2 protein-coding genes are annotated in these 1,652 nt (G+C 66.4%); both read right to left on the reverse strand.

Translation table 11 applies throughout. The annotated features are described in order from the left end of the window. Positions 1 to 909: electron transfer flavoprotein subunit alpha/FixB family protein (locus HBJ55_RS22195; RefSeq protein ID WP_167120469.1), on the reverse strand; the 909-nt coding region annotated here is incomplete at its 3' end. Between the two features lie 14 nt (positions 910 to 923). Further along, on the reverse strand, positions 924 to 1,652 hold a 729-nt coding region (locus tag HBJ55_RS22200; RefSeq protein ID WP_167120472.1), incomplete at its 5' end, for an electron transfer flavoprotein subunit beta/FixA family protein.

Genomic DNA, 1,652 nt, shown 5'->3' on the forward strand with positions numbered 1-1,652 from the left:
CTCCGGCAGGATCTCGAACAGGTCGCCCACCAGGCCGTAATCGGCCACCTGGAAGATCGGCGCCTCCTCGTCCTTGTTGATGGCCACGATCACCTTGGAGTCCTTCATGCCGGCCAGGTGCTGGATGGCGCCGGAAATGCCCACCGCAATGTAGAGCTCCGGTGCGACGATCTTGCCGGTCTGCCCCACCTGCATGTCGTTGGGCACGAAACCGGCGTCCACCGCGGCGCGCGAGGCGCCGATGGCGGCACCCAGCTTGTCGGCGATGCCGTCGAGCAGCTTGAAGTTCTCGCCGCTGCCCATGCCGCGCCCACCGGAGATGACCACCTTGGCCGCGGCCAGCTCGGGGCGGTCGCTCTGGGCCAGTTCCTGCTTGATGAAGGTGGACTGGCTGTTCTCGACGACCGTGTCGACGCTCTCGATGGCGGCGTTACCGCTCTCACCTACCGCATCGAAGCCGGTGCTGCGCACGGTGATGACCTTGAGGCTGTCGGCGCTCTTGACCGTGGCGATGGCGTTGCCGGCGTAGATCGGGCGCTTGAAGGTGTCGGCGTCGACCACTTCGACGATCTCGGAAATCTGGCTGACGTCCTTCAGCGCGGCGACCCGCGGCAGCACGTTCTTGCCGGTGGTGGAGGCGGCGGCGAGTACATGGCTGTAGTCGCCGGCGAGCTCGACCAGCAGCGCGCCCAGGGGTTCGGCCAGTTGGTGGGCATAGACGCCATTATCGGCCACACGAACCTTGCTCACGCCGTCGAGCTTGGCGGCGGCTTCCGCGACGGCACCGACGTTCTCACCGGCGACCAGCACGTCGATGTCGCCGCCGATGGCCTTGGCGGCGGCAACCACGTGGGCGGTGGCGCCAACCAGGACGCCGTCGTGATGTTCGGCTAGAACCAGTACGCTCATCAGATCAGCTCCTGTCAAAGTACTTTGGCTTCGTTCTTGAGTTTGTCCACGAGCTCGTCGACGGAGCCCACCTTGATGCCGCCCTTGCGCTCGGCCGGTGATTCGACCTTGAGCAGCGTGAGCCGGCTGGCCACCTCGACGCCGAGGTCCGCCGGGCTCTTGACCTCGAGCGGCTTCTTCTTGGCCTTCATGATGTCGGGCAGCTTGGCATAGCGCGGCTCGTTGAGGCGCAGGTCGGTGGTGACGATGGCCGGCAGGGTCAGTTCGACGGTCTGCAGGCCGCCGTCGATCTCGCGCGTGACCTGGACCTTGTCCCCGTCCACCTGCACTTCAGAGGCGAAGGTGCCCTGGGGCAGGCCGGCGAGCGCGGCGAGCATCTGGCCGGTCTGGTTGTTGTCGGTGTCGATGGCCTGCTTGCCGAGGATGACCAGGCCCGGCTGCTCGGCTTCCACCACCTTGGCCAGCAGCTTGGCTGCGGCCAGCGACTCGACGCGCTCTTCGGTCTCGACATGCACGGCACGATCGGCACCCAGCGCCAGTGCGGTGCGCAGCTGCTCCTGGGCGGCCTTGGGGCCGATGGTCACGGCGACGACCTCGGTGGCCACCCCGCGCTCCTTCAGCCGCACGGCCTCTTCCACGGCGATCTCGCAGAAGGGGTTCATGGCCATCTTGACGTTGGTGAGGTCGACGTCGGAGTGATCCGCCTTGACGCGGATCTTGACGTTGTAGTCGATGACGCGTTT

The sequence above is a fragment of the Billgrantia bachuensis genome (genome assembly GCF_011742165.1).
GTDB lineage: Bacteria > Pseudomonadota > Gammaproteobacteria > Pseudomonadales > Halomonadaceae > Halomonas > Halomonas bachuensis.